The organism is Streptomyces sp. NPDC088762, from assembly GCF_044750905.1.
GTDB lineage: Bacteria > Actinomycetota > Actinomycetes > Streptomycetales > Streptomycetaceae > Streptomyces.
In genome coordinates this window covers 47,247-71,905 of the sequence record NZ_JBIVKT010000021.1, presented here as the reverse complement: position 1 = coordinate 71,905, position 24,659 = coordinate 47,247, and the positions used below count along the sequence as shown (strand labels likewise).

Sequence of the window (24,659 nt, the reverse complement as noted above, 5' to 3'; positions counted from 1 at the left end):
CAGCCGCCCCGCGGCTGTCCACAGCATGGGGAAGGCCCCGCGAGCACCCGCTCGCGGGGCCTTCCCACGTTCGTGGAGCGTCCGAGCGGAGCGTCCAGAGATGGGGTCGGGGGAGGGAAGGGGGAAGGGCTCAGCCGAACCGGCGGGCGGCTCTGCGCAGGTCGTACTCGTGGATGATCGCCTTGGCCTGGCCGTACGACAGCTCGTGCGCGCCGCGCAGCCAGCTGACCTTCTCCTCGAACCGGACGAGGGAGGGGCCGTCGTCGACGGCGCGCAGCCAGTCGGAGAGCTCACGACCGGTGGTTTCGGGGATTCTGTCGATCATGTTGCGGTGCGTCTGCTCGGAGAACTCTACGGACATGGGCGCCTCCGGAGGTATCGCCGTGCTGTTCTCTTCACGTGAGCGTGCCGGAGAGTTCGCCCGTTGGCAATGGTGCCCGGGCGGCGCGTAGGGTCGGCCGGGTGCTGGATACTTCGCCCCTGACCGCCGTTGTGGAACGTTTCGCCGACCGGCTGCGGGCCGCGCCGCAGAGCCGCCTCCAGCAGGGGGCCGCCGCAGCGGCACTGGAGCTCGCCCGGGAGCTCTCCGCCCGGGCCCAGGCCCTGGAGGGCGGCCCCGTCCGGGAGATGCCGGACGCGGGGATCTTCGTGGTGGGGGACCAGGTGGCGGTGGCCGGCCTGGACCTCGCCGAGGCGCTGCGCGGCGTACGGCCCGGGGAAACGGCGACGGCCCCGTCCGATGTGCTGGACGAGGCCGTGCGGCTGGTGGAGCAGGCGGAGATCAGAGCGATGCGATGACGCGGTCCGCGAGGATGTAGACGTTGCTGTCGGGGTCCTCGGCGTCGCCGCAGGAGAAGGTCAGCGCGTAGGCGCCCGAGATGCCCGAGCCGCCCAGCAGGACCGGCGCGGTGCCCGAGCGCAGGGCCTGCGCGAGGCGCTCCGCCGTCTCCCGGTGGCCGGGGGTCATGCACAGCGTGGTGCCGTCCGTGAACACGTACACGTCGAGCGTGCCCAGCGGGCCCGGGCGGACGTCCGCGAGGGCCGTACGGGCCTCCGCGAGCTCCTCCAGGCGGCTGACGGTGCGCTCGTGGTCCGCGCCGGGGGCCGAGGCCTGGACCGGCACGAAGTCGGGGTGTGAGGGGTGGCGCCGGCGGGCGGCGGCCAGCTCGGCCGAATCCTCCGGGTACTCGTCGACCGTGTCGTCGCCGAGGACCGGGTCCAGACCCACCAGGTCCGCCTGCCGGGGCAGGAAGACGGGGCTGTCCTCGCCGAAGCCGGGCAGGCCGCCCAGCAGCGAGGGGGCGTCGGCGGCGTCGCGGGCCTCCTGCGCGGCCCAGAAGGCGCGCGCCTCGGCCAGCTCGCGCTCGCGCTCCTCGGCGAGGGCTTCGGCCACCGCGGCTCGTATCTCGGCGGCGGGCGACTCCACGGCGCTGCGGGCGTGCGGCACGGCCGCACCGCGCGACTGGACCGGCACCGCCAGCTCGGCGCGCAGGGCCGTGACCTGCTTGCGCAGGCCGTGGACGGCGTGCAGCGCAGCAGCGCCCACGGCCGTGGCAGCGGCTGTGGTCAGCAGCAGGGCAAGAGACATGGCGCTCACTGACTAACTCCTGAGGTGATTCGATCCCCCGACTTCCTACATCAGAGTGTCCCGACCTGGGAATGGCGTGCAGTGCATTACGTCACGAAATGGACAGGGCTTTCGTCACAGCGGCGGTAGCCGTATGACATCTGACCTGCATATATGCGGGTCCCCCAGGAGATAGGTCACATCCTGGGGGAGATTCGGTCACAGGTCGGCCGCGAAGGGGTTGGATCCGCTGTCTCGGTACGCCGTACGGAGTGGGCGGTGGCGCCTCCGCTGCGGGCAGGTGCCGCCCTCCTTCGTCGGGCGACCCCTACCCTCCGCTGCGGCTCAGCTCAGCCGCTCGCTCTCTTGGTCGCGCTGGGCTTCGCCTCCGCTGCGGGCAGGTGCCGCCCTCCTTCGTCGGGCAACCCCTACCCTCCGCTGCGGCTCAGCTCAGCCGCTCGATGACCATGGCCATGCCCTGGCCGCCGCCCACGCACATGGTCTCCAGACCGAACTGCTTGTCGTGGAACTGCAGGCTGTTGATCAGGGTGCCGGTGATGCGCGCACCGGTCATCCCGAAGGGGTGACCGACGGCGATGGCCCCGCCGTTGACGTTCAGCTTGTCGAGGGGGATCTCCAGGTCCCGGTACGACGGGATGACCTGGGCCGCGAAGGCCTCGTTGATCTCGAAGAGGTCGATGTCGCCGACGGTCAGACCCGCCCGCTTCAGCGCCTGCTTCGACGCCTCGACCGGGCCCAGGCCCATGATCTCGGGGGACAGGCCGGTGACGCCGGTGGAGACGATCCGGGCCAGCGGGGTCAGCCCCAGCTCCCGCGCCTTGGTGTCGCTCATGATGACCAGCGCGGCGGCGCCGTCGTTGAGCGGGCAGCAGTTGGCGGCCGTGACCATGCCGTCGGGGCGGAAGACGGGCTTGAGGCCCTGGACGCCCTCGAGCGTGACACCGGCGCGCGGCCCGTCGTCGGTGGAAACCACCGTGCCGTCGGGGGTGGTGACCGGGGTGATCTCCCGCTCCCAGAAGCCGTTCTTGATCGCGGCCTCGGCGAGGTTCTGCGAGCGGACTCCGAACTCGTCCATGTCCTGACGGGTCACGCCCTTGAGGCGGGCCAGGTTCTCGGCGGTCTGGCCCATCGCGATGTACGCGTCCGGGATCAGGCCGTCCTCGCGGGGGTCGTGCCAGTCGCTGCCCTCGCTCTCGGCGACGGCGGCCGTGCGGGCCTCCGCGTCGGCGAACAGCGGGTTGTGGGTGTCGGGCCACGAGTCCGAGTTGCCCTTCGCGAACCGCGACACCGTCTCGACACCCGCCGAGATGAAGACGTCGCCCTCGCCCGCCTTGATGGCGTGCAGCGCCATGCGGGAGGTCTGCAGCGACGAGGAGCAGTAGCGGGTCAGCGTGGTGCCCGGCAGGAAGTCCATGCCCATCTGCACGGCGACGATGCGGGCGAGGTTGTTGCCCTGCTCACCGCCGGGGAGGCCACAGCCGAGCATCAGGTCGTCGATGTCGCGCGGGTCCAGCTCGGGGACCTTGGCGAGGGCGGCCTGGATGATGGTGGCGGTCAGGTCGTCGGGGCGGACGTCCTTGAGGGACCCCTTGAAGGCGCGCCCGATGGGCGAGCGGGCGGTGGAAACGATGACGGCTTCGGGCATCGGGACTCCAAGGGGGTGCGTGCGTCGTTGCGGGACCGCATGCGAAGTTACCGCCCCGTACGGTCGGGGTCACCGCCCCGGGGGTGTGACGAGCACCGCACCGGTGCGCAGGGCCGGAGCGGCCGGGTCACGCAACGCCGCTGCTGGGTGCCCTGCCCCGCGCCCCGCGCCTCAAACGCCGGCGGGGCTGGAGTTGCCCCCGCTCCCGGGCGTGCGCCTCAGTGCAGCGGCCTGGCGGCCGCCCCGGGGCTCCGCCCCGGACCCCGCGCCTCAAGCGCCGGCGGGGCTGGGTGTGCCTCCGGCCCCGGGCGTGCGGCTCAGTGCAGCGGCCTGGCGGCCGCCCCGGGGCTCCGCCCCGGACCCGGCGCCTCAAACGCCGGCGGGGCTGGCCGTGCCTCCGGCTCACGGGCCCTCAAGCGCCGGTCAGGCTGGGTGTGCCTGCGGCCCCGGGCGGGGTCAGGCCGGGCCTGAGACGCCCGCGGCGGGGGCGCCCGTGCCCGGGTCGGTCGCAGTCGGCTCCTCGGCCTGCACGCGCCGCCGCCGCCGGTGCTTCAGCAGCACCCACGGCCCCCGAACCGCCGTGACCTCCGTACCCGCCTCCCCGGCGGCAGCCGACGCGGCCTTCGCCACCGGCAGCATGTCCTCGTCCCGGGACAGGTCCAGGCGGTCCGACTCCGGCCACAGCGCCAGCGCCGCGCACAGCGTCGGGAGGACGGCCATCGCGGCGGTCGCGTACCCCTCCGCCGAGGGGTGGTAGGAGTCCGGCCCGAACATCTCGCGCGGGTTCGCGGCGAACTCCGGACCCAGCAGGTCGCCCATCGACACCGTACGGGCGCCCAGCGCGACCACCCCTATGGTCTGTGCGGCGGCCAGCTGCCGCGACACCCGCCGTGCCAGCCACCGCAGCGGCTGGTACACCGGCTCGATCGTGCCCAGGTCCGGGCAGGTGCCCACGACGACCTCCGAGCCGGCCAGCCGCAGCCGCCGCACCGCCCCGGTGAGGCACCGCACCGACTGCGTCGGCGGCATCCGCCGGGTCACGTCGTTCGCACCGATCATGATCACGCACACGTCCGGCGCCGGCCGGTCTCCGTCCAGCAGCAGCCCCACCTGCCGGTCCAGGTCGTCCGACATCGCCCCCGACAGCGCCACGTTCCGCAGCTCCACCGGCCGCTCGGCCACCGCCGCCAGCCCCGAGGCCAGCAGGGCCGCCGGAGTCTGCCGGGCCCGCCGTACGCCGAGTCCCGCGGCCGTGGAGTCGCCCAGCATCCCCAGCCGCAGCGGCCCGGGGTTCAGCTCGGGCCCGCCGAACTCGCTCCCGTACAGCCCGTCCGCCCGCGGCGGATCCGGCAGCCCGCTCCCGACGGTCCGCTTGGCGAACTGCAGCTCCGCCAGCACCACACCCACCGCGGCGGCCCCGACCAGCCCGAGTCCGCCTCCGCCATACGCTGCCCCCGCCGCGATCCGGCGGGCCGTTCTCGCCCTGGACACCCTGCAGGCCACCTCCTCGGTCCCTCGTCCTCGGTCCTTGTTGACCTACCTGCCCCGTACGGCCGGTCGGCCAATCCCTTTCCGCATACCCTGGCCGTGCCTCCCGGAGAACCCGTGGAGTCCCCTCCTTGGAGAACATGGTGCAATTCCACGACTCGATGATCAGCCTCATCGGCAACACCCCGCTGGTGAAGCTCAACCGTGTGACCGAAGGCCTGCAGGCCACCGTCCTTGCGAAGGTCGAATACTTCAATCCCGGTGGATCCGTGAAGGACCGGATCGCCGTACGGATGATCGAGGCCGCCGAGCAGAGCGGAGCCCTCAAGCCCGGTGGCACCATCGTGGAGCCGACCAGCGGCAACACGGGTGTAGGACTCGCCATCGTGGCCCAGCAGAAGGGCTACAAGTGCATCTTCGTCTGCCCTGACAAGGTGTCGATGGACAAGATCAACGTCATGCGCGCGTACGGCGCCGAGGTCGTGGTCTGCCCGACCGCCGTCGACCCCGAGCACCCGGACTCGTACTACAACGTGTCCGACCGCCTCGCGCGTGAGCCCGGCGCCTGGAAGCCGGACCAGTACAGCAACCCGAACAACCCCCGTTCGCACTACGAGACCACCGGCCCCGAGCTCTGGGAGCAGACCGACGGGAAGATCACCCACTTCGTCGCCGGCGTCGGCACGGGCGGCACGATCTCCGGCACCGGCAACTACCTCAAGGAGGTCAGCGGCGGGAAGGTCAAGGTCATCGGCGCCGACCCCGAGGGCTCGGTCTACTCCGGCGGTTCCGGCCGCCCGTACCTCGTCGAGGGCGTCGGCGAGGACTTCTGGCCGACCGCCTACGACCCGAACGTGACCGACGAGATCATCGCGGTGTCCGACAAGGACTCCTTCCAGATGACCCGCCGCCTCGCCAAGGAAGAGGGCCTCCTCGTCGGCGGCTCCTGCGGCATGGCCGTCGTCGCCGCGCTGAAGGCCGCCGAGGGCCTCGGCCCCGACGACGTGGTCGTCGTCCTCCTCCCGGACAGCGGCCGCGGCTACCTCAGCAAGATCTTCAGCGACGAGTGGATGGCCGGACACGGCTTCCTCGAGGAGGCCGGCCCCTCCGCGCGCATCGGTGACGTGATGAACGACAAGGACGGCGGCATGCCCTCCCTCGTCCACATGCACCCCGAGGAGACGGTGGGCGAGGCCATCGAGGTCCTGCGCGAGTACGGCGTCTCGCAGATGCCGATCGTCAAGCCGGGCGCCGGCCACCCGGACGTGATGGCCGCCGAGGTCATCGGCTCCGTGGTGGAGAAGGAGCTGCTGGCGGCGCTGTTCGCGAAGCAGGCCTCGCTGAGCGACCCGCTGGAGAAGCACATGAGCGCCCCGCTCCCGCAGGTCGGCTCCGGCGAGCCGGTGTCCGAGCTGATGGCGGTCCTCGGCGAGGCGGACGCGGCGATCGTCCTGGTCGAGGGCAAGCCGACGGGCGTGGTGAGCCGTCAGGACCTGCTGGCGTTCCTGGCGAAGTCCCCCAAGTAGCCGTTACGGCAAAAGGTACGGGCCCGACACGTCACGGCAGCACCGGCTTAACACTGCTCCGGCACAGTGGTGGTCGTCGGCGGGGAAGCCCGGGAAACCGGGGTCCGGCCGGCACCACCGAACGACGCCCACGCACCTCCGGAGCGGCTCCCGGACCGCGTGGGCGCCACGGACGCGGACGGCCCTGACCCGGCCCGTGTCCTCCGCGGGGACCGCCGTCGTCCCGCCCCCGGGCAACCGGGGTGCGGCGGTCCCCGCGCATCTCGCCCCCCACCGGCGCCGGACCCGCCTCGTCCGAGGCCCGCGGCCGCCCCGGCCGGGCAGGGCGCCCGGCCGTATCGCCGGTTCTCACCTGCTCTGACCAGCAGAAACCGTGTGGACTCAGGGCGCGCGGCCGACATATCTTCACCGGGCCCCCGCCCGCCGGGCGGGGGCGTCCGCATGTCATTCGTTCCCGTGGGGGGTCCACCGTCATGTCCTTCAGCGCGCCCGGCTCACCGCCGCCTTCGCAGCCTCACCAGCAGCCGTTCCCGCAGCCCGGCTCGGCCCCGTACCCGGTCCCCCAGCAGGGCCACTTCCACCCCGGCGGGCCCGTTCACCTGGCTCCTCCGGTGCCCCAGGACGTGCTGCGCTCCCCGCAGGGCCTCGCGACGGCCCTGACCTGGCTGCTCGGCGCCGCGGCCGCGGCGCACCTCTTCTCCGCCGGCGCCGGCGCGTACGAGCAGTCGTGGTTGCAGGGCTTCGCGGGGGACACGCACTTCGACGACCTCGAACTCGGCCTGTCGCCCGCGCTCACCGTCATGGCCGGACTGCTCCAGTTGCTCACGGTGCTGCCGACGGTCGTCGTGTTCATCGTCTGGTTCCACCGCGTGCGGAGCAACGGCGGCATCTTCCGCCCCGATGCCTTCACCCTGAGCCGCGGCTGGGCCATCGGCGCCTGGTTCGTCCCCGTGGCGAACCTGTTCCTGCCCTGCCGGATCGCCCTGCAGACCTGGCGCGCCAGCACCCAGCGCGGCCCCGACGGCTCCGAGCGCACGGCGCCCGCCGTGCTGCTGACGTCCTGGTGGGTGGTCTGGGTCCTCGCGGCGGTCCTGGGCCGCGTCTTCAGCCGGATCTACATGGAGGCGGACACCGTCGACGAGCTGCTCCCGGCGGGACTGCTCGGGATCGCCGCGGACCTGGTCACCGTGGTCGCCGGCGTGCTCGCCGTCCTTTTCGTCCGCAGGCTGACCGCGATGCAGAACACGATGGCGACCCAGGGCCCGTACGCGCAGGCCTAGGGCCTGTCGTCACACTCCCGTCTGCCCCGCGACCGGGCGACGACGGGAGTTGACGACAGGCCCCAGGGGTGTCCTGCGGATCCGGCGGGATCAGGCGCGGGTGTCCCCGCCCCGGCGGCGCAGCCCCCCGGCGTGGATGAAGTTCACGCCGACGATCCCGGCCCAGGCGACGAGCAATCCGCTCAGATGCGCCTGCGCGGCAGCGATCGCCGACAGCGGAACCGCCAGCACCAGCGTGATGATGGCGAAGCCGAAGCGTTCGCCGAAGTTCCCCTCCACCGGGTCGGGCCGGCCCCCGCGGGCGTGGAGGAGCCGTTCCTCCGCCAGCCGGCGCCGGACCTGCGTGTCGACCTTCTCGACGAACGAGTCCACCAGCGCGGCCTCGTACTCCGGACCCAGCTCCCGCCGGGCGTCCAGCGTGGCGTCGAGTTCCTTCTTCAGCTCTCGGGCGTGGGCGTCCATCCCCCCACCGTAGGAACCGCCGCGGGCACCGGCACTGGGGCTAGCCCCCGTATCCGCATCGCGGGCGCGGCTTGCCCCGCTGCATAACCGCATGCAGAGTGCTCCGTGACTGAATATCTCACCGGGACGGAGGGGACGGCATGAGTGACAGCCCGGCCGCACGGCTGCAGAAGCTGTTCGAGGGGCACCGGCTGACGCCCACCCAGCGGCGGATCGCGCACTGCATGGTCCGCGGAGCGGCGGACGTGCCGTTCCTGTCGAGCGTGGAGCTCGCCGAACTGGCGGGGGTGAGCCAGCCGTCGGTGACCCGGTTCGCGGTGGCGCTCGGATTCGACGGGTATCCCGCACTGCGCCGGCACCTGCGCGAAGTGGCTCCCGCCGAGCGGGCCGAGGCCGCGCTCGAGGACTCGTACAACGAATACCAGCAGGCCGTCCAGGGCGAGATCGAGAACCTGCGACAGCTCGCCGCCATGCTCGCCGACCCCGCACCGGTCCAGGAGGCGGGCCGACTGCTCGCCGCCTCGACCCCGCTGCCCGTGCTGGGGCTGCGGGCGGCGTCCTCACAGGCGCGCGGTTTCGCGTACTTCGCCGCCAAGGTGCACCCGGACGTACGGCTCCTCGACGAGGGCGGCTCGATGATGGAGGACCGGATCGACGCGGCCCTCTACGAAGGGGCCACGGCGCTGCTCTGCTTCGCCCTGCCCCGCCATCCGAGGGAGGTCGTGGACACCCTCGAGCGCGCCCGGCGGGCCGGCCTGACCGTGGTGACGGTCGCCGACTCGGCCTTCGCGCCGGTGGCCCGCCATTCGGACCTGCTGATCCCGGCACCCGTCGGGACCGGGCTGGCCTTCGACACGGCGTGCGCGCCCATGCTCCTGGGCCGGGTGCTGCTGGAGGCGATGGCGGACGCCCTGCCCGACGCGCAGGCCCGGCTGGAGGCCTTCGACGCGCGGGCGGCGGCCCGCGGACTGTTCGTCGAGTAGGTCTCAGCGGTAGTCGAGCTCCGCCAGTTCCCGGGCGAGGCGGTCGCGCAGGGCCGGGACCCGGGCGAGGAGGGGGAGCAGGGCGTTGCGTACGGTGCGCAGCGCCCGGTTCCGTGTGGTCGCGACCCGGGTCATCCGGTCGGTGAGGGCGACCACGCGCAGGGCGACCGGGCGGCGGCGGGCCTCGTAGGCGTCGAGGGCGGCGGGGTCGCCGGTGGCCAGGGCGCGCCCGAGGGCGTAGCCGTCCTGGATGCCGGTGTTCATGCCCTGGCCGCCGGCCGGGCTGTGCACGTGCGCGGCGTCCCCGGCGAGCAGCAGCCGCCCGTTGCGGTAGCGGTCGGCGACGCGGTGGTGGATCCGGAAGCGGGAGGACCAGGCGAGCGAGGCGACGGCGGTCTGGCCGGGCAGCCGCTCGTCCAACAGCCGCTGCACGAAGCCGAGGTCCGGTTCGGCGGGGGCCTCGGCGACGGTCGCCACGATCCGGTGGCGCCCGCCCGGCAGCGGGGCGATCACGGTGAGACCGGCGGCGGCGAAGGTGAGCGAGACCTCGGTGGCCCCCGGGGCCCAGTCCATGACGACGTCGGCCAGGACGAAGGACTCCTCGTACGAGCTGCCCGAGAAGGGGATCCGGGCGGCCTCCCGGACGATGCTGTGCATCCCGTCGGCCCCGACGGCGTAGCCGGCCCGCAGGGTCTCGCCGGTGGTCGTGGTGAGGGTGACCCCGTCGCCGTCCTGGTCGGCCGAGGCGACCTCGTACGGCCGGTGCACCTCGCCGCCGAGCGCGCGCAGCCGCCGCAGGAGCGCGGCCTCGGTCTCGTACTGGGGGACCATCAGCGCGTACGGGTGCGCGGTACGCAGGCCGGAGAAGGGGATCATGGCCAGCGGCCGGGCGCCGTCACGGATCTGGAAGCGGTCGACCGGGATGCCCCGGCCGATGAGGTCGTCGGTGACGCCGCCGCCGAGCTCGTCGAGGACCTCCAGGGTGCGGGCGTGAACGACGGCCGCGCGGGAGGTGTTGGCGCCCTCGGCCTGCCGGTCGAGGAGGACGAAGTCGATGCCGGCCTGTGCCAGCGTGACGGCGAGGGCGAGCCCGGTGGGGCCGGCGCCGACGATGGCGACATCCGTACGGGTGGGGAGTGCGGCGGTCATGTGGGGCCTCCTCCATGGGGCCAACGGTTGTTGGCCAACGTCTGTTGACTTAACGGTGCCTCGACGGCCCGCCCCTGTCAACGGTTGTGGGCCAACGCACGTTGGCCTAGATTCGCGGGCATGACGACGCGACGCTCCTCCGACCAGACAAAAGCGACGATCCTGCGGGTGGCGCGGGAACACTTTGCCGCGCACGGGTATGAACGCACGACCATCCGCGCCGTCGCGTCGCAGGCGCAGATCGACCCGTCGATGGTCATGCGGTACTTCGGCAGCAAGGAGCGGCTCTTCGACGCGGCCCTGACGGTCGACCTCCGGCTGCCGGACCTGAGCGCGGTCCCGGCCCCGGACCTGCCGGCGGCCCTCGTACGCCACTTCGTGGAGCGCTGGGAGGGCGACCCGGCGGATGATGCCCTGCTGGTGCTGCTCCGCTCGGCGGTGACGAACGAACGCGCGGCGCAGCGCATGCGGGAGACCTTCGCGACCCAGGTGGCCCCCGCCCTGACCGCGGCCCTGGGCCCCACCCGAGCCCCCCGCACGGCAGCCCTGATCGCCACCCAACTCCTGGGCCTGGCCCTGACCCGCTACCTGCTCCGCCTCCCCGAGGTGGCCGCCATGCCCCCGGAGGCGCTGATCCAAGCCCTGGCGCCGGGGGTGGGGGCGGTGCTGGGTGGGGGTTCCACCCCCTGAGCCCCCCTCCCGGGGCCGGGGGTTGCCCACCCGCCGCGGGCGGGGGGTGTGGCGGGGGCGGGTTGACTGCGGGGCGGGGGCGGGGCGGGCGGTGGCCTGCGGGGGCGAGCTGATGTGCGGGCGGGGCGTGGGGGCGGAAGCGTGCCGGTCGGGACGGGGATGTGAAGCGGCATACGAGGGCCGGAAACCTGCCAGGCGGGACGGGGATGTGAAGCGGGACGCGAGGGCCGGAAACCTGCCAGGCGGGACGGGGATGTGGAGCGGCACGCGAGGGCCGGAAACCTGCCGGGCGGGGACGGGGATGTGAAGCGGCACGCGGTTGGCGGCAGCCGACTTACTCGGAATCAGTGAGGGTTTGGGGGTTTCCCGTCAGTCCCATCGTCTCTCCGGTTCGGGCCGGTCCCTCAAGGGCGCTCCCTGCGGTCGCGTCGCTTCGCGATGGCCTGCGGCCACCCTTGACCGACCGACCCGAACCGGAAAGCCGAAAGACTGCCGGGAAGCCCCCAAAAGAACGATCACCGGTTCAGTGACATGACCAAGGGCCCGCCAGGGAGGTGCGAGCCCGCTCCCCCAATCCGGCCAAGGCCACATCGAGGGCTGGGCGGCGCCGATCCCCGGGCCAAGAGCCTCCGCCCGGGCCGGCAAGCAGGCACGTTCCGGGCCGGTGGCAGCCGAAGCGTCACCAGACAGCGGCCAGAGGGGCATCGGGGCAGGTCAGACGGGCGGTGCGCGTCAGATCGCTACGCGCTCCTCGCGGCTTGGCGTCCGGCGCCCGTCTGGGGCTGGACATAAGCCGCCCAAGATCGCTACAAGCGTCTCCGAGACCGCGACAGCGGGTAGTTTGTCCCTATTTGGCGGCTGGTTGGGGGCTGTGAAGAGTCTTGGCGGAGTGAGAGGTTGAGAAATCCGCTCTCACGCTCCGTCTGGCCCTTTTTCCCCGATGAAATGACCCTCAGACAGCCGACATGGGGCCCATGTGTGTCGTTGGCGGCTTTCGACCGGCCGCAGACGCCGGGCGTGGGCACTTCTGGCCGCTGCCAATGGCCGCAGACGCCGCCCATGGGCATTTCTGGCACCGTTGGGCGCGCCGCCTACTGCCTGCTGACGCTCCAAAGGGGTCCGACTTCTGTCGTAGGCGTTGTTGTCGGCTGCCAACCGGCCGCAGACACCGGCCACGAGCGTGGGTGATGTCGTGGGCGCCGCCCAGTTTCCGAGACGCCCCAGGGAGCCCATTCGTGTCGCTGCGTGTTGCTCACTTCCCGCAGGCGCCCGCCGGCCGGACTTCTTCTCCAGGTGGGCGCGCCCGTTGGCCCGCAGGCGCCCGTCCACCGTGCGTCTACTCGCCGTGGGCGGCTTATGAGCAGCCCACGGCGGGCTGATCGCCGCCGGATCACCTCAGCCGTGTAGCGATTCGTGGCGGCTTATGAGCAACCCAAGACGGCATGATCGCCGCCAGATCACCTCAGCTGTATAGCGATTTGTGGCGGCTTATTCCCAGCCCCAGACGGCCGCAGGACGCCGATAAATGGGGAGCGCGTAGCGATTTGATGCGCTCGCGGGTGCGGAGGGGCTTCTCGCCGCCGTTTCGTGCAGGTAGAGCCGCCCCCGGCCCGGAATGTGAGGCATGCGGGCCCGGGCGGAGGCTCTCTGCCCGGGGCTCGGCGCCGTCCAGCCCTTCCTGGTGCGCTTGGCCGGATTGGGGGAGCGCGGTCGTCGGCTCCCTGGCGGGCCCGCATATGTGTATGGACCCGGTGATCGTTCTTTTGGGGGCTTCCCGGCAGTCTTTCGGCTTTCCGGTTCGGGTCGGTCGGTCAAGGGTGGCCGTAGGCCATCGCGAAGCGACGCGACCGCAGGGAGCGCCCTTGAGGGACCGGCCCGAACCGGAGAGACGATGGGACTGACGGGAAACCCCCAAACCCTCACCGCTCCCGGGTAAGTCGGCTTCCGCCCATCGTGTGCCGCTTCACTTCCCTGTCCCGCCTGGCAGGTTTCCGGTCCTCGCGTGCCGCTTCGCATCCCCGTCCCGCCCGGCACGCGCTTCCGCCCCCCGTCCCGCCCGCATTTCGGCTCGCCCCCGCAGGACACCGCCCGCCCCGCCCCCGCCCGGCAGGCAACCCCGTTCGGCTCGGCCCCCGCCCGCGGCGGGTGGGCAACCCCCGGCTGGGAGGGGGGTGAGATGAGGGCGGAAGCCCCTCACAACAGCGCCTCCCCCCTCCCCCCGCCCCCCTCCGCCACGATCTCTCGCAGGGTTTGGGCCGGGCGGGCCTCCGTGAAGCGGATCTTGGCTGCCGGGGAGAGGGTGAAGCCGTGGATGGCCGGGCGGGGGAGGCTGTTGTAGCCGTAGTGGGCGGTGAAGAAGTAGGCGCCCGTGTCCGGGACGGCGATCACGTCGCCGGGGGCCAATAGGGGCAGTTCCCGTCCCGTGGCCAGGAGGTCGCCCGCGAAGCAGGCCGGGCCCGCGATGTCCTGGGCGACCGGCGGGCCGGTGCGGGGGGTCCCCTCGGCGTCGTACGGGAGGATGCGCACCGGCCAGGCCGCCGGGGCGTAGACCGTGCGCGTGGCCAGCTGGACCCCCGCGTGGGTGACGGCGATCGGGCGGCCCCCGGCGGACTTGGTGTACTCGACCCGGGCCAGGACCAGCCCGTGCTTGGCCAGCAGGGACCGCCCGAATTCGGTGACGAGGCCGTACGAGCCGTCGAAGAGGGCGGGTACCGCCTCGCGCAGGGCCGCGACGTAGTCCGCGTACGTCGGGGTCTGCTCGTCCGAGGTGAAGTTCACGGGCAGGCCGCCGCCGATGTCGAGGGTGTCGACCTGGCGGCGCCCGGCCGCCGCGTTGATCTCCTCGGCCAACGCGTGCAGTTCCCGTACGCCCTCCGCGATCAGCGCCAGCGGAACCCCCTGTGAGCCCGAGTGGGTGTGCAGCCGGGTCAGCCACGGCCGTTCCGCGTAGGCCCGTACGAGCCATGCGCGCGCGTCCGGGTCGCGCAGCGGCACCCCGAACTTCGACGTGGCCGTGGCGGTGGACAGCGCGCCGATGGTGCCGGCGCCGGTCTGCGGGTTGATCCGCATCCCGAGCGGCGAGCTGGTGGGGGCGGACGCGACGAGGGTGTCCAGGCGCTCCAGCTCCTGCCGGTTGTCGGCGTTGACGGCGATGCCCAGGGCCAGCGCCTCCCGCAGTTCGGCCACCGTCTTGGCGGGGGAGTCCAGGACGGTCCGCCCGGCGGGCAGCCTCGCCGCCCGGGCCAGCGCCAGCTCGCCCGGGCTGGCCACCTCGCAGCCGAGCCCGGCGTCGGCGAGCAGCCGCAGGACCGGGACGAGCGGGGCGGCCTTGACGGCGAAGGCGTGCAGGACGGGGGTGCCGGCCGGCAGAGCGGCGGCGAACGCGCCGGTCAGGGCGGCGGCGGAAGCCCGGATGCCGGCCACGTCCAGCAGGCACACCACGGGATTGGAGTCCAGCAGCCCCTGCTCGACGGCGGCCCGCACCACCAGGTCCCGCCGCTCGGCGGCGCCCTCCGCGCCCCGCCGCTCGGCAGCACCCTCCGCGTCCCGCCGCCCGGCGGCGCCCCCACCGACCCCGCGCCCGGCGGCGCCTTCCGTGTGCGTCTCGGCAGCCATGTGCTTCAGCCAATCATCCGGCGGGTCCGCCTGCAGCTGTTGACTGAATCTATTCAGCCAGCCAGGATGTGAATAGATTGACCAACACCGGAGGAGGCACCGCCATGTCAGGACCCCGCCCCGTACGTGCCGCGCGAGGCACCGAGCTCAGCGCCCTGGGATGGCAGCAGGAGGCCGCGCTGCGGATGCTCCAGAACAACCTCGACCCCGAGGTCGCCGAGCACCCCGACAAGCTCGTCGTCTACGGCGGCACCGGCAAGGCCGCCCGCGACTGGCGCTCGTACGACGCGATGGTCCGCACCCTCCAGACCCTCAAGCAGGACGAGACGATGCTCGTCCAGTCCGGCCGCCCGGTCGGCGTCATGCAGACCCACGAGTGGGCGCCGCGCGTCCTGCTCGCGAACTCCAACCTCGTCGGCGACTGGGCCAACTGGGAGGAGTTCCGCCGCCTGGAGCAGCTGGGTCTGACCATGTACGGCCAGATGACGGCCGGTTCCTGGATCTACATCGGCACCCAGGGCATCCTCCAGGGCACCTACGAGACCTTCGCCGCCGTCGCCGCCAAGAAGTTCAACGGCACCCTCGCCGGCACCATCACCCTGACCGCCGGCCTCGGCGGGATGGGCGGCGCCCAGCCGCTGGCCGTCACCATGAACGACGGCGTCGCGATCTGCATCGACGTCGACCCGCGCGCCATCGAGCGCCGCATCGAGCACCGCTACCTGGACGTCAAGGCCGACAACCTCCGCCACGCCCTCCAGCTGGCCGTCGAGGCCCGCGACGCCCGCAAGCCGCTCTCCATCGGCCTGCTCGGCAACGCCGCCGAGCTGCTCCCGCAGATGCTGGCCGAAGGCGCGCCGATCGACATCGTCACCGACCAGACGAGCGCCCACGACCCGCTCGCCTACCTCCCCGTCGGCGTCGACTTCGACGACATGGCCGCCTACGCCGCCAAGGACCCGGCCGGCTTCACCACCCGCGCCCGCGAGTCGATGGCGAGGCACGTCGAGGCCATGGTCGGCTTCATGGACGCGGGCGCCGAGGTCTTCGACTACGGCAACTCCATCCGCGGCGAGGCCCAGCTGGCCGGCTACGACCGCGCCTTCGCCTTCCCCGGCTTCGTCCCCGCCTACATCCGGCCCCTCTTCTGCGAGGGCAAGGGCCCCTTCCGCTGGGCGGCCCTGTCCGGCGAGGCCTCGGACATCCACAAGACGGACAAGGCGATCCTCGACCTCTTCCCGGAGAACGAGTCCCTGCACCGCTGGATCAAGATGGCGGGCGAGCGCGTCCACTTCCAGGGCCTGCCCGCGCGGATCTGCTGGCTCGGCTACGGCGAGCGCGACAAGGCCGGCGAGCGCTTCAACGACATGGTGGCCTCGGGCGAGCTCGCCGCCCCGCTGGTCATCGGCCGCGACCACCTGGACTGCGGTTCGGTGGCCTCCCCGTACCGCGAGACCGAGGCCATGCTCGACGGCTCGGACGCCATCGCCGACTGGCCGCTGCTCAACGCCATGGTCAACGTCGCGTCCGGTGCCTCCTGGGTCTCCCTGCACCACGGCGGCGGCGTCGGCATGGGCCGCTCCATCCACGCCGGCCAGGTCACCGTCGCCGACGGCACCCCGCTCGCGGGCGAGAAGATCCGCCGCGTCCTGACCAACGACCCGGGCATGGGCGTCATCCGCCACGTCGACGCCGGCTACGACATCGCCGAGACGGTCGCCGACGAGCGCGGCGTCCGCATCCCGATGCGCGAGCAGTCCGCGTGAGCGAGGCACATGTCCCGGGCGCGGGGGTTTCCGGGCCGAGTGCGGCACCGTCGCCGGGGGCTCAGCCCCCGGCCCCCGCTTCGAACGCCGGCGCGGCCGGAGCGGACGGGCGGGGGGAAGGCAGCTCCTTCCACGGGATGTGGGCCGACCTCGCGCCCATCGGCCGCCACGCGGAGTCCGGCGGCTACCGCCGCTTCGCGTGGACCGGGGCGGACGCCGACTGCCGGACCTGGTTCCGGGAGCAGGCGGAGGCCCGCGGGCTGACGTACGAGACCGACCGCAACGGCAACCAGTGGGCCTGGCTCGGCGATCCCCTCGCGGGCGACGCCGTGGTCACCGGCTCGCACCTGGACTCCGTCCCCGACGGCGGGGCCTTCGACGGCCCCCTCGGGGTGGTGTCCTCCTTCGCGGCCCTGGACGAACTCCGCAGGAGGGGCGCGGAGTTCGCCAGGCCCCTGGCCATCACCAACTTCGGTGACGAGGAGGGGGCCCGGTTCGGGCTCGCCTGCGTCGGCTCCCGGCTCGCCGCCGGGCAGCTGACCAAGGAGAAGGCGTACGAACTCCGCGACGCGGACGGCATCAGCCTGCCCCGCGCCATGGAGGCCGCCGGCTACGACCCCGGGACCATCGGGGCGGACCCCGAGCGCCTCGGCCGCATCGGCGCCTTCGTCGAGCTCCACGTGGAACAGGGCCGGGCCCTGGACCTGTCCGGCGACCGCGTGGGCATCGCCTCCGCGATCTGGCCGCACGGCCGCTGGCGGTTCGACTTCCACGGGGAGGCCAACCACGCCGGCACCACCCGCCTCGTGGACCGCCGTGACCCGATGCTCACGTACGCGGCGACCGTGCTGGCGGCCCGCCAGGAGGCGGCCCTCACCGGGGCCGTCGCCACCTTCGGGAAGATCGCGGTCGAGCCCAACGGGGTCAACGCCATCCCCTCCCTCGTCCGCGGCTGGCTCGACTCCCGCGCCGCCGACCAGGCCACCCTCGACACGGTCGTCACCGCCATCGAGAAGGCCGCCCGCGAGCACGCCGACCGGGACGGGATCGACCTGGACATCGTCCGCGAGTCCTTCACCCCGGTCGTCGAGTTCGAGCACGCGCTGCGCGACGAGCTCAACCGGATCCTGGGCGGGGCCGTCCCCGTCCTCGGCACCGGCGCGGGACACGACGCCGGAATCCTCTCCGCGGCCGTGCCGACCGCGATGCTGTTCGTACGGAACCCGACCGGCGTCTCCCACTCCCCGCGGGAGTTCGCCGCCGAGGACGACTGCGTGGCCGGCGTCCTCGCCCTCGCCGACGTACTGGAAGGCCTAGCGTGTCGCTGATCGCGCACAAGACGTACTGGCTGGAGCACGCCTGGCTCGGCACCCATGTCGAGCCGGGCGTCGCCCTGGAGGTGAACGGGGACGGCCGGATCGCCGCCCTGCGCACCGGCGTGGCCGCCCCGCCCTTCGGTACGGAGGTCCTGCGCGGGCTGACGCTGCCGGGACTGGCCAACGCGCACTCCCACGCCTTCCACCGGGCGCTGCGCGGCACGGTCCAGGTGGGCTCCGGGACCTTCTGGACCTGGCGCGAGTTCATGTACACGGTCGCCCAGAACCTCACCCCGGACAGCTACTTCGCGCTCGCGCGCGCCGTGTACGCCGAGATGGCGCTGGCCGGCATCACCAACGTCGGCGAGTTCCACTACGTCCACCACGCCCCCGGCGGCGTCGCCTACGCGGACCCGAACGCCATGGGCGAGGCACTGATCGAGGCGGCCGCCGCGGCCGGCATCCGGATCACCCTGCTGGACACGGCCTACCTGTCGGCGGGCTTCGGGGAGGCACCGAACCAGCACCAGCTGCGCTTCTCCGACGGCACCGCCGACGCCTGGGCGGAGCGGGTGAGCGCCCTCAAGCCGCGCGACCACGCGCTGATCGGCGCCGCGATCCACTCCGTCCGCGCGGTCCCGGCGGCGCAGCTGGCCACCGTCGCCCGCTGGGCCGAGGAGCGCCAGGCCCCCCTGCACGTCCACCTGTCGGAGCAGACCGCCGAGAACGACGCCTGCCAGGCCGCCCACGGCCGCACCCCGACCCAGCTCCTGGCCGACCACGGGGTGCTCGGCCCGCGCACCACCGGCGTCCACAACACGCACCTCACGGACGAGGACATCGCCCTCCTCGGCGCCGCCACCACCGGCACCTGCATGTGCCCCACCACCGAACGCGACCTCGCCGACGGCATCGGCCCCGCGACCCGCCTCCAGCAGGCGGGCAGCCCGCTCTCCCTGGGCAGCGACAGCCACGCGGTGATCGACCTGCTGGAGGAGGCGCGGGCGATGGAGCTGAACGAGCGGCTGCGCAGCCGGACGCGGGGGCACTGGACGGCGAACGCGCTGCTGGCCGCCGCGACGGCCGACGGGCACGCCGCTCTCGGCCGGCCCGACGCGGGGCGCCTCGCGGCGGGCGCGCTCGCGGACTTCACCACCGTCGCGCTGGACTCCGTACGGACGGCGGGCCCGCTGCCGCGGCTCGGTGCCGAGACCGCCGTCTTCGCGGCCACCGCCGCCGATGTCCGCCACACGGTGGTGGCGGGCCGCCACATCGTCCGCGACGGCCACCACACCCTGGTCCCGGACGTCGCGTCCGCCCTGTCCGAGTCCATCGCGGCCCTGCGCGCCTGACGGCCCCCGCTTCCTGACGGCCCCCGCTGCGCGGAGCCTCCCCCACCCCGCCCCTTCCCGAAACCGGGGGCTCCGCCCCCAGCCCCCCGCCGGGCTCCGCCCGGACCCGCGCCTCAAACGCCGGCGGGGCTGAAATGGCGCTCCGCGCCATCCAGCCGCCGGGCGGGCGTATCCAGCCTCGCCGGCGTTTGAGGCGCGGGGGTGCGGGGGCGGCGCCCCCGCCGGGGTCCGGGGCGGAGTCCCGGGAACGGGGGGCTGGGGGCGGAGCCCCCAGTTCGGGAAGGGGCGGGGTGGGGGAAACAAAACCACTCGACCACCACGAGGAACCATGACGACCACCACCGCCATCACCAACATCGGCAGCCTCGTCACCAACGACCCCGCCCTCGGCGAAGGCCCCCTCGGCCTCATCGAAAACGCGGCCGTCGTCATCGACGGCGACCGCATCGCCTGGGTCGGCCCCGCCGACAGGGCTCCCGCCGCCGACGCCGCGTTCAACGCGCAGGGCCGCGCCCTGATCCCCGGCTTCGTCGACTCGCACTCCCACCTCGTCTTCGCCGGCGACCGCACCGCCGAGTTCAACGCCCGCATGTCCGGCCGGGCCTACTCCGCCGGCGGCATCCGCACCACCGTCGCCGCCACCCGCGCCGCCTCCGACGCCGAACTCGAAGCCAACCTGCTGCGCCACCTCCACGAGGCCCGCCGCCAGGGCACCACCACCTTCGAGACCAAGTCCGGCTACGGCCTCACCGTCGCCGACGAGGCGCGCGCCCTGCGCATCGCCGCCGCGCACACCGAGGAGGTGACCTACCTCGGCGCGCACATCGTCTCCCCCGACTACGCGGACGACCCGGCCGGCTACGTCGACCTCGTCACCGGCGAGATGCTGGCGGCCTGCGCCCCGTACGCCCGCTGGGTGGACGTGTTCTGCGAGAAGGGCGCCTTCGACGGGGACCAGGCCCGCGCGATCCTCACCGCGGGCGCCGCCGCCGGCCTGGTCCCGCGCGTCCACGCCAACCAGCTGGGCCACGGCCCCGGCGTCCAGCTCGCCGTGGAGCTGGAGGCCGCCTCCGCCGACCACTGCACCCACCTCACCGACGCCGACGTGGACGCCCTGGCCCAGGCCGCCGGCACCACCGTCGCCACGCTGCTGCCGGGCGCCGAGTTCTCCACCCGCGCGCAGTGGCCCGACGCCCGCCGCCTGATCGACGCGGGTGCGACCGTCGCGCTGTCCACGGACTGCAACCCCGGCTCCTCCTATACGAGTTCCATGCCGTTCTGCATCGCGCTCGCGGTCCGGGACATGCGCATGACCCCCGACGAGGCCCTCTGGTCGGCCACCGCCGGCGGCGCCCGCGCCCTGCGCCGTACCGACATCGGCACCGTCACCCCCGGAGCCCGCGCCGATCTCGCCCTGCTGGACGCCCCCAGTCACGTCCACCTGGCCTACCGGCCGGGTGTCCCGCTCGTTTCCGCGGTGTGGCAGAAGGGTGTCCGCGCCCACTGACCAACGGTCAATTCCGGCCTGCCCTTTGTCTTCCCTCCGTAAGGCCCCGGGCGTACCTTGAGCCACCAATCTGATGTGTCGTCAGTAACTTGTGGTCCCGAGGTCCGAGGGGAAGACGAAGGTGTCCGACCGGAAACGCTCCACCGCGCTCGCGCTGGCCTCCGCGCTGGCGGCCGGATCGGCGGTCCTGCTGGCCGCCCCCGCAGCCCACGCCGACGTCGTCGACGTCGCGTACGACTGCAAGACCCCGATCGGGGACAAGTCGGCGGTCTCGCCCATCGACATCAAGGCCGTCAAGGAAGGCGACGGCTACAAACTGACGATGTCCTTCCAGAAGGGCGTCTCCTCCAGCCCCGTCGAGCTCGGCAAGGGCGCGATGAGCCCCAGCGCCGTCATCCTCGTCGACGGCGCCGAGAAGGCCTCGGTACCGGTCTCGGGCCCGCCCAACCCCGAGGCCGTGCCCGCCAACACCCCCATCAAGATCACCGACCTCTCGGGCACCTACACCCCCAAGAAGAGCGGCAAGGCCACCTTCACCGCCGGCGTGCTCACCATCAAGGCACTGGGCACCACGACCACCTGCACCCCCGGCAACAGTCCCAAACCGTCCCTGGAACTGGACGTCACGGCCGCCGGCGGCTCCGGCGCGCAGTCCGGCGGAGGTTCCGGGGAGGACACCCTCCCGCAGACCGGACCCACCGACTCCGCCCTCGCCCTCGGTACCCTCGGCGGCACCGTGCTGCTCTCCGGCGCCGCCGGCGTGCTCTGGCTGACCCGGCGCGGCCGGCGGGCCGGGTCCTGAACGGAGCACCCCCGGCCATGCCCGTGCTCCGCACCCGCCCCCGGCTCGGGGCGCTGCTCCTCGCGGCCGCCGTGCTGCACATGGCCCCCGCGGTCCCGGCCGCCGCCGACGAGCCCGGCTGGACCGCCGAGCCCGCCGCCGGCGAGGCCGCGGCCCGGGCCGGTGGCGTCCGCCCGTACTTCTACCTCGCGGGCACCGCCGGCACCGTACTGGAGGACCGGCTGACCCTGGCCAACCCCACCGACCGGGAACACACCGTCACCCTGCGCGGCGCCGACGCCTACAACACCGCCGACGGCGCCCTCGCGGTACGCCCGGCCGCAGGCCGCCCGACGGACACCGCCACCGCCGCCGGGGCGTGGTTCAGCTTCGGCGCCGGCGCCACGGTGAAGATCCCGCCCCGCACCCGTGCGGTGGTCCCCTTCACCGTCACCGTCCCGGCCTCCTCCCCGCCCGGCGATCACCCGGCCGCCGTGGTCGCCACCGAAGCCGGCCACGGGGTGCGCGTACGGGTCCACCTGCGGGTCAGCGGCCCCACCCTGGCCGCCCTCACGGTCGAGGACGTCGCCGTGCGCGGCAGGGGCCCGGCCGCGGTCGTCGCCTACACCCTCGTCAACCGGGGCAACGTGGCCCTCACCCCCCAGCCGTCCCTGCGCGCCGACGGCCTCTTCGGCCCGCTCCCCGGCCGCGGCGCCCGCACCCTGCCGGTGGAACTGCTCCCCGGCCAGCGCGTGGAGCTGACCGAACCCTGGCCCGGAGCCCCGGCCTTCGACAAGGTCCGCCTGCGTCTCACGGTCACCGCCCCCGGCGGAGCCCGCGCCACCGCCACCGCCTCGGCCTGGTGCGTGCCCGGGGGGACCACCGCCCGCACCGGCCTCGGCCTGCTCGGCCTCGGCGGGACCGCGCTCGGCGCGCTGCTCCTCGTACGCAGCCGGCGGACCCGCCGGGACCCGCCCGACGGCACGGCGCCCCCGGCCGGACCGACGACCCCCGCACCGGAACACGAACTGACGGGAGCCTCCAGGTGAGAAGAGTCGGAGCCCTGCTCGCCGCGGTGGCGGCGGCGTGCGCGCTCGCGCTGCTCCCGGCTGCCCCGGCCGCAGCCGCCACGGCCACCGCGTCCGCCGCCGTCTTTGCCGAGCCGAAGCCCGCCGTGACGCTCTCCCTCCAGGAGGCCGCCAAGGGCACCGAGATCACCGTCAACGGCACCGGCTGGCCCGCCAAGACGCTGGTGATGCTGCTGGTCTGCGGCCAGAACATGATCGGCGGCACCAACAGCTGCGCCAACGCCGACGGCACCGCCGTCTCGGTCGCCGACGACGGCCGCTTCGCCGCCAAGCTGCCCGTGGTGGCACCGCCCAAGCCCTGCCCCTGCGTCGTCAACGTCACCTCCGTCAACGGGGACCAGTCGACCGTCGCGACCCCCCTGAAGATCACCGACCACCCGGTGGCCGAGCTGCCCGCCGAATCCGGCACGGCCCGCCTCGCGATGCTCACCGGCGTCCGGCTGGAGGGCGAGGACGGGGTGCTGACCTGGTTCGGCGCCCCGCCCAGCCGCACGTTCAAGGTCACCGTCGGCAATCTCGGCTCGGCCCCGGTCAAGGACCCCGTCTTCCAGCTCGGCACCGCCCACGGGGTGTTCGCCCCGCTGTGGGAAGAGGTCCGCTGGAAGGGCACGATCCCGCCGGGCGGCAAGGCGGAGGTCGCCCTGGACGCCACCCTGACCGCGGGCGCGTACGGCGACTACACGATCTCCCTCAAGTACGGCGAGACGGTCGTGGCCACCCAGCCCTGGGGCGTGGACCGCCCGTACGGGGTCCTGCTCTTCTGGGGCCTGCTCCTGCTGGTGATCCCGGCCGCGGTCTTCCGCATCGGCATGGCCGTCGTCGACAAGGTCCGCCCCCGCGCCCCGGGCGCGGCCGGCCGCCACCGCGGCGCGCGGCTCCCCGAAGCGGCGGCGGCCGTGACGGCCCGGCTGCCGAGGATCCCCGCGGTACGGCGCTCCGCGCCGGCCGGGTCGGAGCCGCCGGCGGGATCCCCCCAGACGACCACGGCGGTCCTGCCGTGGTTCACCCCGGACAGCGCGCCGGGCCCAGCACCACAGGCGTCCGCACCGTCTGAGAACCGTTCGACGACGAAGGGACATTCGTGAAGACCCAACGGAGGGTGAGCGCGGCCGTGGTCGCGCTGCTGCTCGGCGGCGCGGGTATCGCCATCGGGGTTTCCCCCGCCCAGGCCGCCGAGGCCACATTCAAGGTCAAGTGCGTTCCGCCGGCCGGCGGCGGCGACCCGGTGGAGGGTGAGACCACCGCCAAGATCAGCGCTCCGGCCACCGCCAAGGTCGGCGACGAGGTGGACGTGTCCTGGGAGACGGTGAAGCCGGCCTCGAACAACACGGACCTGATGGACATACCGCAGGACTCGGTCCAGCCCACCGGCTGGATCACGGTGGGCGGCGGGGGCGGCGAGCTGAAGGTCGTCGGGGAGAAGAAGAACCCGCCGATCCCGAAGAAGGCGCCCATGGTGATGTCCACCATGAAGGGCAAGCTGAAGCTCACCAAGGCCGGCAAGGTCACCCTGACGCCCGGCAAGTACGACGTCGCCGTCACCTTCTCCTTCGGCACGTTCGTCACCAAGTGCGCGCCCGTGGGTGAGGTGAGCGTCGGGGCCACCATCGACGTGGCGGCCGGCTCCAGCGGCGGCACGACCAGCGGGGGCACGACCAACGGCGGCACCACGAGCGGTGGCACGACCGGCGGGACCACGACCGGCGGGACGACGACCGGCGGGACCACGACCGGTGGAACCACCAGCGGCGGCTCCACCAGCGGCGGAGGCGGCGGTCAGACCGACTTCCCGGGCAAGGCCGTCGAGGTCGCCTTCGACTGCGGTCCGGTCGTCCCCGGCGGCATCAAGACCCCGGTCACGATCAACGCCAAGAAGAACGGCGGCAGCTACGACCTGACCGTCAAGACGGCGAAGGGCGCGATGGCCGCGCCCATGGCCCTGCCGGCCGGGGCCCTCAAGCCCTCGATGAACGTCAAGCTCGGCGGCGCCGACAGCGGCACGGTCAAGGTCTCCGGCCCGGCCAACGCGGAGCCCATCCCGGACAAGGCCCCGGTCAGCCTCAACGACATGACCGGGACCTACAAGCCGGGCAAGAGCGGCAAGGTCACGCTGAGCCCGGACCAGCTGACGATCGACGTCACGATGGCCCCGGGCTCGACGCCGATCAACGTTCCCTGCAAGGCGACCAGCAGCGGCGTCTCGCTGGAGCTGGACACCGCCGCCCAGCCGGGCGGCTCCGGCTCCCCGTCCACCACCGGCGCCGCCACCACCACCTCGGGCGGCCTCGCCGAGACCGGCGCCGAGGACGAGGGCGGCATCAAGGCCCTCGCCCTCGTCGCCGGCACGGTGATCCTGCTCGGCGGCGCGGTGTTCACGTTCACCCCGTGGCGCCGCCTGCGCGGCACCCGGTAACCCCGGCAGA

20 protein-coding genes are annotated in these 24,659 nt (G+C 73.4%); 13 read left to right on the top strand and 7 right to left on the bottom strand.

Annotated elements, in window-relative coordinates; all coding sequences use genetic code 11:
* Positions 1–130: 130 nt before the first annotated feature.
* Positions 131–361: a DUF4287 domain-containing protein gene (locus ACIP5M_RS32675; protein ID WP_401203673.1), complete on the bottom strand. Its 231-nt coding sequence runs from the start codon at positions 359–361 to the stop codon at positions 131–133.
* A gap of 101 nt (positions 362–462) precedes the next feature.
* Between ACIP5M_RS32675 and ACIP5M_RS32670 the strand changes: the two genes are divergently transcribed.
* The gene (locus ACIP5M_RS32670) at positions 463–798 is read left to right on the top strand and encodes a hypothetical protein (protein ID WP_401203671.1); all 336 of its coding nucleotides are present in this window, start codon (positions 463–465) and stop codon (positions 796–798) included.
* On the opposite strand, the gene ACIP5M_RS32665 is transcribed toward ACIP5M_RS32670, so the two are convergent.
* From ACIP5M_RS32665 to ACIP5M_RS32655, 3 genes are all read right to left on the bottom strand, one after another.
* Positions 782–1,588 carry a hypothetical protein gene (locus ACIP5M_RS32665; protein WP_401203830.1) on the bottom strand — a complete coding sequence of 269 codons (807 nt, stop codon included), beginning with the start codon at positions 1,586–1,588 and terminating at the stop codon, positions 782–784. The two genes, ACIP5M_RS32670 and ACIP5M_RS32665, sit on opposite strands and share 17 nt — an antisense overlap.
* A gap of 424 nt (positions 1,589–2,012) precedes the next feature.
* Complete coding sequence (locus tag ACIP5M_RS32660) at positions 2,013–3,233, bottom strand: acetyl-CoA C-acetyltransferase (protein WP_401203669.1); 1,221 nt, start codon at positions 3,231–3,233, stop codon at positions 2,013–2,015.
* A 456-nt stretch (positions 3,234–3,689) separates the two neighbouring features.
* Complete coding sequence (locus ACIP5M_RS32655) at positions 3,690–4,724, bottom strand: SGNH/GDSL hydrolase family protein (protein ID WP_401203667.1); 1,035 nt, start codon at positions 4,722–4,724, stop codon at positions 3,690–3,692.
* A 140-nt stretch (positions 4,725–4,864) separates the two neighbouring features.
* Between ACIP5M_RS32655 and ACIP5M_RS32650 the strand changes: the two genes are divergently transcribed.
* Both ACIP5M_RS32650 and ACIP5M_RS32645 read left to right on the top strand, forming a co-directional pair.
* Entirely contained in the window at positions 4,865–6,247 is a 1,383-nt protein-coding gene (locus ACIP5M_RS32650; protein ID WP_401203827.1) for a cystathionine beta-synthase, read from the top strand.
* A gap of 473 nt (positions 6,248–6,720) precedes the next feature.
* Entirely contained in the window at positions 6,721–7,527 is an 807-nt protein-coding gene (locus ACIP5M_RS32645) for a DUF4328 domain-containing protein (protein WP_401203664.1), read from the top strand.
* 90 nt (positions 7,528–7,617) lie between these two features.
* Here ACIP5M_RS32645 and ACIP5M_RS32640 read toward each other — a convergent pair whose 3' ends face one another.
* Positions 7,618–7,989: a hypothetical protein gene (locus ACIP5M_RS32640; RefSeq protein WP_401203661.1), complete on the bottom strand. Its 372-nt coding sequence runs from the start codon at positions 7,987–7,989 to the stop codon at positions 7,618–7,620.
* Between the two features lie 140 nt (positions 7,990–8,129).
* On the opposite strand from ACIP5M_RS32640, the gene ACIP5M_RS32635 reads away from it, so the two are divergent.
* The gene (locus ACIP5M_RS32635) at positions 8,130–8,972 is read left to right on the top strand and encodes a MurR/RpiR family transcriptional regulator (RefSeq protein WP_401203658.1); all 843 of its coding nucleotides are present in this window, start codon (positions 8,130–8,132) and stop codon (positions 8,970–8,972) included.
* Positions 8,973–8,975: 3 nt separating this feature from the next.
* Here the strand turns inward: ACIP5M_RS32635 and ACIP5M_RS32630 are convergent, their stop codons facing one another.
* Entirely contained in the window at positions 8,976–10,121 is a 1,146-nt protein-coding gene (locus ACIP5M_RS32630) for an FAD-dependent oxidoreductase (RefSeq protein WP_401203655.1), read from the bottom strand.
* 120 nt (positions 10,122–10,241) lie between these two features.
* Here ACIP5M_RS32630 and ACIP5M_RS32625 point away from each other — a divergent pair, with 120 nt between their 5' ends.
* A complete protein-coding gene (locus tag ACIP5M_RS32625) occupies positions 10,242–10,811 on the top strand; it encodes a TetR family transcriptional regulator (protein ID WP_401203653.1) in 570 nt (189 codons plus the stop codon).
* Positions 10,812–13,004: 2,193 nt separating this feature from the next.
* On the opposite strand, the gene ACIP5M_RS32620 is transcribed toward ACIP5M_RS32625, so the two are convergent.
* Positions 13,005–14,426: a diaminopimelate decarboxylase gene (locus ACIP5M_RS32620; RefSeq protein WP_401203651.1), complete on the bottom strand. Its 1,422-nt coding sequence runs from the start codon at positions 14,424–14,426 to the stop codon at positions 13,005–13,007.
* 104 nt (positions 14,427–14,530) lie between these two features.
* Between ACIP5M_RS32620 and hutU the strand changes: the two genes are divergently transcribed.
* The 8 genes from hutU to ACIP5M_RS32580 all read left to right on the top strand — a co-directional run bounded on the left by hutU (position 14,531) and on the right by ACIP5M_RS32580 (position 24,649).
* On the top strand, positions 14,531–16,192 hold the full coding sequence (hutU, locus tag ACIP5M_RS32615; RefSeq protein ID WP_401203649.1) for a urocanate hydratase: 1,662 nt from the start codon (positions 14,531–14,533) through the stop codon (positions 16,190–16,192).
* A gap of 137 nt (positions 16,193–16,329) precedes the next feature.
* Positions 16,330–17,520 (top strand): allantoate amidohydrolase, encoded by a 1,191-nt coding sequence (locus ACIP5M_RS32610; protein WP_401203647.1) that lies wholly within the window; start codon positions 16,330–16,332, stop codon positions 17,518–17,520.
* Entirely contained in the window at positions 17,520–18,860 is a 1,341-nt protein-coding gene (locus tag ACIP5M_RS32605; protein WP_401203825.1) for a formimidoylglutamate deiminase, read from the top strand. Before ACIP5M_RS32610 ends, ACIP5M_RS32605 begins: the two co-directional genes overlap by 1 nt.
* Positions 18,861–19,188: 328 nt before the next feature.
* Positions 19,189–20,367 (top strand): imidazolonepropionase, encoded by a 1,179-nt coding sequence (gene hutI / locus ACIP5M_RS32600; RefSeq protein ID WP_401203646.1) that lies wholly within the window; start codon positions 19,189–19,191, stop codon positions 20,365–20,367.
* Positions 20,368–20,488: 121 nt separating this feature from the next.
* Positions 20,489–21,169 (top strand): LPXTG cell wall anchor domain-containing protein, encoded by a 681-nt coding sequence (locus tag ACIP5M_RS32595; RefSeq protein ID WP_401203644.1) that lies wholly within the window; start codon positions 20,489–20,491, stop codon positions 21,167–21,169.
* Between the two features lie 17 nt (positions 21,170–21,186).
* Entirely contained in the window at positions 21,187–22,197 is a 1,011-nt protein-coding gene (locus ACIP5M_RS32590; protein WP_401203641.1) for a hypothetical protein, read from the top strand.
* Positions 22,194–23,321, top strand: coding sequence for a hypothetical protein (locus ACIP5M_RS32585; protein ID WP_401203638.1), 1,128 nt, complete (start codon positions 22,194–22,196; stop codon positions 23,319–23,321). The genes ACIP5M_RS32590 and ACIP5M_RS32585 overlap by 4 nt, the downstream gene beginning before the upstream one ends.
* Positions 23,318–24,649, top strand: a complete 1,332-nt coding sequence (locus ACIP5M_RS32580) for a hypothetical protein (protein ID WP_401203636.1) — start codon at positions 23,318–23,320, stop codon at positions 24,647–24,649. The genes ACIP5M_RS32585 and ACIP5M_RS32580 overlap by 4 nt, the downstream gene beginning before the upstream one ends.
* The last annotated feature ends 10 nt before the right edge of the window (positions 24,650–24,659 follow it).